Genomic DNA, 6349 nt, shown 5'->3' with positions numbered 1-6349 from the left:
GATAAGGGTGATGCAGGCGTGGTAGGTGTTCAAGGCTTACCTGGTACAACCGGCACACCTGGGAAACCTGGTTCAGGGCTTCCAGGTGCTCCTGGCGCAGGTGTTACCATAGTAACTAACGACAGCGGAACCTATGTTTACAATCCTACTACAGAAATATATACGCGAATCAATGGTCCAAAGGGTGATAAGGGTGATGCAGGCGTGGTAGGTGTTCAAGGCTTACCTGGTACAACCGGCACACCTGGGAAACCTGGTTCAGGGCTTCCAGGTGCTCCTGGTGCAGGTGTTACCATAGTAACTAATGATAGCGGAACCTATGTTTACAACCCAACTACCGAAATATATACGAGAATCAATGGTCCGAAGGGTGATGCAGGAGCTGCGGGTGCTACCGGAAGCAACGGGGCTGTAGGAGCAACAGGATTGACAGGAGCTACTGGTCCAATGGGTGCCACGGGCACGGCAGGAATTGGTGGGGCAAGTAAAGCCGGTACCGGGATTAATATTACTGGGACTGGAAGTGCCGCTGATCCTTACATCATTAATAACACAGTGGTAAATACCGATAATCAAACAATAACTGATTTTTCCGTTGATGCAGCTACAAAGATACTTACCTTAACGTTAGAACGTGGAAACACAAAAACAATTGATTTAACTTCACTAACTAATACCACCTCGAATAACGGATTAACGAAAACAGGCATAAATACACAACTGGGTGGCGCACTTATCAAGGCAACAACTATTGCGACAGGAGGAGTAAATACCTTGTCAATAACGGGATTGCCGGCAGGTTTAATTGGAGATGAGCTGATAACGAGAAATGCAGCAGGCTCACTCAGATCTTTATCGCCTATCGCATTCCTGCCTTTATTTACCGCAGATAATGGTCTAACTGCAAATGTTCCCGGCAACACACAGTTAGGGGGAACTTTGATCCAGAAAACAATCATCACAACGAGTGCATTGAATACACTGGCATTATCAGGTCTTCAACCCGGCGCGGCTATAGACAAAGCGGTTGTAGCGGATGTAAATGGCGTTCTAAAGCTTGTCGATCAAGGACCAGGTCAATTGAAGTCTTTCCTAAACTATCAAGGTTCTACCGCCCCGTCTCTATTAACTCTTACACTTTTAGGAGGTTACAGAGCCATAACTTTTCCGGCAGCAGGAAAGCAGTTCGATGAAAATAATGAGTACAACTCTACAACTGGAATTTTTACTGCTAAACAAGCTGGGATTTACAGTGTGTTTGTACAAGCAGATTCAAGAGGGTTGGTAAGCGCTGCAGAGTTTGGTGTGGGAATATTCAAAATCCCATCAGCATCTAATACTCCAACCCTTATCGCTGAAGAGCGTTTCTTAAGTGTAAATGTAAATTTGGTTGTGAACCTTGATGTTTCTCCGCCAACACGTTCTACCGAAACTTTAGTAAAGCTTAATGCTGGTGATAAAATTCAGTTTGGATTAAAGCTGCCGTTAATAACACTTAACTTATTAGGCAGTACACAAACTTATTTTACCATTCATCAAGTAAAATAGTTTGAATGACTAGTTCAATTCTATCGATAGTTTAGTGGTACGCTTTTACATTGTCTTAGCTAAAAATTGATTAAAGATATCCAACATAAATTTACAGTTTTGGATTCTGTAGAGGCTTACACAATCATTAATTGGAATAGAGGAGATATAAATTCGGTTTTTAGTACAAGCGCGACAGAGATTATCAGTCACAGCGGCTTGGTGGTTAAGATCAATGTAGGAAAGACGAAATGCCAATATGCGGAGGTGGTATTCACAAAATTAAAGGTCAGTTTTTATGAGTTTAAAAAAATTGATAAAGATATCCTTAAACGGTAACGGTTATAAACATAACAGATGAAAAGATTAATTTACACACTGGTCATTTTGCCCTTGTTGTTGCTAACAGCGGTAACGGTCAGCGCTCAAAGTGGTGCTGGCTCAAGCACCACAGACAATAGTATCGTCACAATTTCTGCTGGCACAACAGAACAGCGATTTTCGGAGAGTAGTTACTTTGGTCCCAACACGAATTGGACGATCAATGGAACTTTAGAGATTTATAGCAAGAATGTATGGATTGCGCCAAGCGCCACGTTCAGCGGAAGCGGAAAGATTGTAATCTATAATCCCGGTAGTAATATTTTCTATCCTACAATGGGCTCAGGTTCTACCACAATAGATGGCAATAATGGAAGTTTTTTAAATCTTCTGATAGAAAACAGTAACGACAACAGTGTAGACCTGAAAGATATCTCAGATCCAGGATATGCCACTACCAATCCTTCCGGTGCAGCTGCTGCTGCCTTAAATATCGGCAACACACTTAGCTTAGCCGTTAGTGGAGCTAACATCGTGTTGAACGGAAACGATTTGGCTTTTAACAATACTGGGCAAATCTTAGGGTATGCGCAAGACCGATTGGTAGTAACAGGAAACAGCATTGCTGGACATATGATAAAAGATTATGCAGGTTCAGATAGTTTTGTCTTCCCAGTGGGAATAGCGGTGCAGGACTATACTCCCGCAACCATCACCCCCAGTACTGCGAGCAAAATTTATGTGAGTGTGCAGAATTATTCGGCTTCTAATATTCCGCTTAAAAATCCTGCGGTGGGTATGGACAGAATGTGGAATATTTACGCGGCTACACCTTCAAAGGTAAACCTACTTTTGCAACATAACCAAGCAACCAATGGGTCGTCTTTTAAAGATCAAAACGCAGGTATTGCTCAATATTTAGGAAATACACAATACAGTTTGATAAAGGGTAGTAATCCATCTATTGGATTACATGGTAGAAATAATCTTCAATTGACCGGCAGTCCGCAGTCCGATGGCTCATTTTTCACCAAATTATCAGTAAGTGGAAAAGACTTGTTTATTCCAAACTTATTTACACCTAATGGTGATGGGATCAATGACGTATTCGAGATACGCGGTTTGGATCTATTCTATTCCAATGACTTAGTAATTGTAAATCGTTGGGGTAACGAAGTATATAAAGCTAACAACTATCAGAACAACTGGAGTGGGAATGGGCTAAATGAAGGGACTTACTTCTATAAGTTAAGCGTTAGGGAGACAGCAGAAAGTGAGCCTACCATTTTTACTGGATACGTAACATTGGTGCGCGCATTTAAAAAGTAATTGATTTTTTGTAAAGCGCTCCGATAGAATTGAATAAAACAATTAGAAATTCCGTGCGATACCTATTGCGCGTTAAAAGTTAAAAATCTATGAAACAACTTTTACCACTTTTAGTGCTTTTTAGCTTGTGTGCCAAGATTTCGGTAGCACAGCAAGACGCCCAATTTAGCCAGTATATGTTTAACGGTATTTATATTAATCCTGCTTATGCAGGATACAAGGAGCAGCTAAACCTTCACGCTTTTTATAGAAACCAATGGACTGGAATTGCAGGATCGCCCACCACGCTCTCTGTCGCTGTTGATGCAATAGCAAATGACGGAAATGTAGGGTTCGCGCTGCAGGTTTCTAGCGATAGACTCGGAGCACAGCGCAATCAATCTGTCTACGGAAATTATGCCTATAGAATTTCCATGAACGACGATGGTAGTGCTAGACTCGCTTTTGGATTGGGTGTCGGCGCCATACAGTTGGGGATAGACGGCTCGTTGCTTAATCCAAACGATCCCGAGCCAAACCAGCCAACGGGTCTTCAAACCAATATTATCCCAGATGCGCGAGCGGGCGTTTATTATTCTGACAATCGCTTTTATGCAGGAATTAGTGCCGATAATATTATTTCTCAGTATGTGAACATAGACAGATACGCTTTTATTCCACAGCCAAAAATTCACTATTATCTCACCGCAGGAGTATTGGTACCACTATCAACAGATGTTTTATTAAAGCCGTCTTTCTTATTAAAGGATGATAGAGGTGGACCAACAAGTTTAGATTTAAACGCATTCTTTATTCTGGGAAACCGGCTTTGGCTGGGAGGCTCTTATCGAACTGGTGTAAAATTGTACAGCAAAGACTATCTTCAGAAAGACTTGAGTCAGTTAAATTCGGCAGTTGCAGCAATACAAGTTTTCCCTACAAGTAATTTTCGACTAGGCTATGCATATGATTTTTCGGTCGGTGCCTTACAAAGTTATAGTGGTGGTACGCACGAAATCTCCATAAGTTATTTATTTGGTACAAAAAATACGAGGGTAATTTCGCCAAGATATTTTTAGAAAACTTAAAGTAAAATTCTAACAGCGCCTAGATTAACGATTTATAATATGGAACTACAGATACAAAAGTTATTGATTCGTTTTAGATCGAATATACTTTGTTCAGCTTTGCTTTTGACAGCGATTGCATCAGCAAATGCCCAATACGTGATTAAAGAGGCGGACGCCCAATTTGCGCTCAATAACTATCATAAGGCTGCAGATTTGTACGAGCAGGCCTATAAAAAGCAGGCAACACTACATTCAGCACAACGTGCAGCCGAAAGTTACTCTGCCCAAAGTAATTTTAAATTAGCTGAAAGTTGGTTTGCCATTGCGTCGGAAATGAAAGGAAGTCCCTCCTCTAATGTGCTAGAATATGCGAAGGCATTGCAAAATAATGGAAAATACAGTGAGGCAAAGCTACAATACTTAAAATACGGATCGTTGAATAAAGATGTTTCTGCCTCTCAGCAGCGCATTTGGGTTGCTGGCTGCGATTCTTCGGTAATCTGGATGCGAAATCCCACAGATGCCAAAGTTATAAATCAAAAAGACCTAAATTCTAAAAAATCAGAGTGGGGTGCTGTAAAGCAATCTGGAAATATTGTTTTTGTTTCAGACAGGGAGCAAGTTGGAGATGATAAAAATAAAAAAGGTAAACCTTTTTTGAAATTCGATGGTGATAAAAAGCCGAGCACCAACATATTTGGAAGGACTGGAAATGCTTATCTTAGTTTATATGAAAAAGAAGAAGGTAAGGACAGTGTAATCCAATTTCCTCTCGTGGATGCAACTGCATATCACATGGGTCCTGCAAGTTTTACCGCTGATGGAGCTACCGTTTATTATGCGCGTTCCCAAAGCTATCAAAATTTGAAACTTAACAACAGCGCAAATAAGGAAAACAAGTCAGATAGCTTAATCGTCCAGATCTTTACAGCGACTAAAGGTTCAAATGGTAAGTGGGAAGAACCAACCTCGTTCAAATATAACAGTGCAGGAGGTTTTTCAGTCGGAGATCCTTTTATCTCTGCCGATGGAAAAACCTTATATTTTAGTTCGAATATTCCAGGTGGCGTTGGTGGTATGGATCTCTACGTTTGCAATAAAAATACGAGCGGAGATTGGGGCAGTCCGGAAAATCTTGAAGAACTGAACTCTGGAGGAAACGATAGAAGTCCGAGTCTAACCAAAGATGGTTCTTTTTATTTTAGTAGCGACGGCAGAGTGGGTATGGGAGGGTTAGATGTCTACAAAAGCATCAAAACAGGTAACGATTTCTCTGCACCGGTCAATATGCATTATCCAATTAATTCCTCGCAAGATGATTTTGCATTTAATATGTACAGCGATACGGATGGTTTCCTTTCGTCTAATCGGACAGATGGAATCGGTAGCGATGATATTTATCACCTAACAATAAAGAAATTATTAGCGTTTACGTTAGCAGGTAAAGTTTTCGACAAAAGCAAAAACACCCCTTTGGCAAATGCATTAGTGAGCTTAAATAAGATTAATGGAGAAACACTAAAATTTGAAACGGACGTAACCGGAGATTTTAAATTTAAGCTTGACTCGGCTTCCGATTATAAACTTTCGGGAGAGAAAACGGGTTTCAGAGGAGATAATTCTGAAATAACCACTAAAGACTTGCAGGCATCAGCTAAACTTGAACAAAACCTATATCTCGAAGAGATCGTCATAAATAAACCTATCAAGCTCGAGAATATTTACTACGATTTTAATAAATCTAACATAAGACCTGATGCCGCTATCGAATTGGATAAACTTGTAAAAGTAATGAAAGATAACCCAACCATATGGATAGAGCTCGGTTCTCATACAGATAGTAGAGGTAGTAATCCTTACAATTTAAAGCTGTCTCAACGCAGAGCTGATGCAGCAGTGAAATACATCATAGGTAAGGGTGTAAATAAAAACAGGATAGAAGCAAAGGGTTATGGAGAGACTCAACCAGTGAATAAATGTATTAATGGAGTAAAATGCAGTGCGGCAGATTATCAATTAAATCGTAGAACAGAATTTAAGATTACCAAACAATAGTTACTAAATTAATACAATAAACATATTGACGTCTCGGCACCTCGCTTCCTTAAAGGAGCGGGGTGTTT

General features: G+C 40.4%; 5 protein-coding genes. All 5 read left to right on the top strand.

The genetic code is table 11. The features are described from left to right. Positions 1-1548: collagen-like triple helix repeat-containing protein (locus tag ACVWYG_RS09125; protein WP_457269884.1), on the top strand; the 1548-nt coding region annotated here is incomplete at its 5' end. A gap of 66 nt (positions 1549-1614) precedes the next feature. Then, complete coding sequence (locus ACVWYG_RS09120; RefSeq protein WP_457269883.1) at positions 1615-1866, top strand: hypothetical protein; 252 nt, start codon at positions 1615-1617, stop codon at positions 1864-1866. Between the two features lie 18 nt (positions 1867-1884). After that, positions 1885-3177, top strand: a complete 1293-nt coding sequence (locus ACVWYG_RS09115; protein ID WP_457269882.1) for a gliding motility-associated C-terminal domain-containing protein — start codon at positions 1885-1887, stop codon at positions 3175-3177. Positions 3178-3266: 89 nt separating this feature from the next. Further along, a complete protein-coding gene (locus ACVWYG_RS09110; RefSeq protein WP_457269881.1) occupies positions 3267-4235 on the top strand; it encodes a PorP/SprF family type IX secretion system membrane protein in 969 nt (322 codons plus the stop codon). 48 nt (positions 4236-4283) lie between these two features. Next, entirely contained in the window at positions 4284-6281 is a 1998-nt protein-coding gene (locus tag ACVWYG_RS09105; protein WP_457269880.1) for an OmpA family protein, read from the top strand. Positions 6282-6349: the final 68 nt, after the last annotated feature.

The organism is Pedobacter sp. UYEF25 (genome assembly GCF_054061655.1).
This window is presented reverse-complemented; position numbering and strand designations above follow the sequence as displayed.

Excerpts from the sequence above, each read along its gene's own strand:
- ACVWYG_RS09115 (WP_457269882.1), top strand. The coding sequence starts at position 1,885 with ATGAAAAGATTAATTTACACACTGGTCATTTTGCCCTTGTTGTTGCTA.
- ACVWYG_RS09105 (WP_457269880.1), top strand. The coding sequence starts at position 4,284 with ATGGAACTACAGATACAAAAGTTATTGATTCGTTTTAGATCGAATATA.
- ACVWYG_RS09110 (WP_457269881.1), top strand. The coding sequence starts at position 3,267 with ATGAAACAACTTTTACCACTTTTAGTGCTTTTTAGCTTGTGTGCCAAG.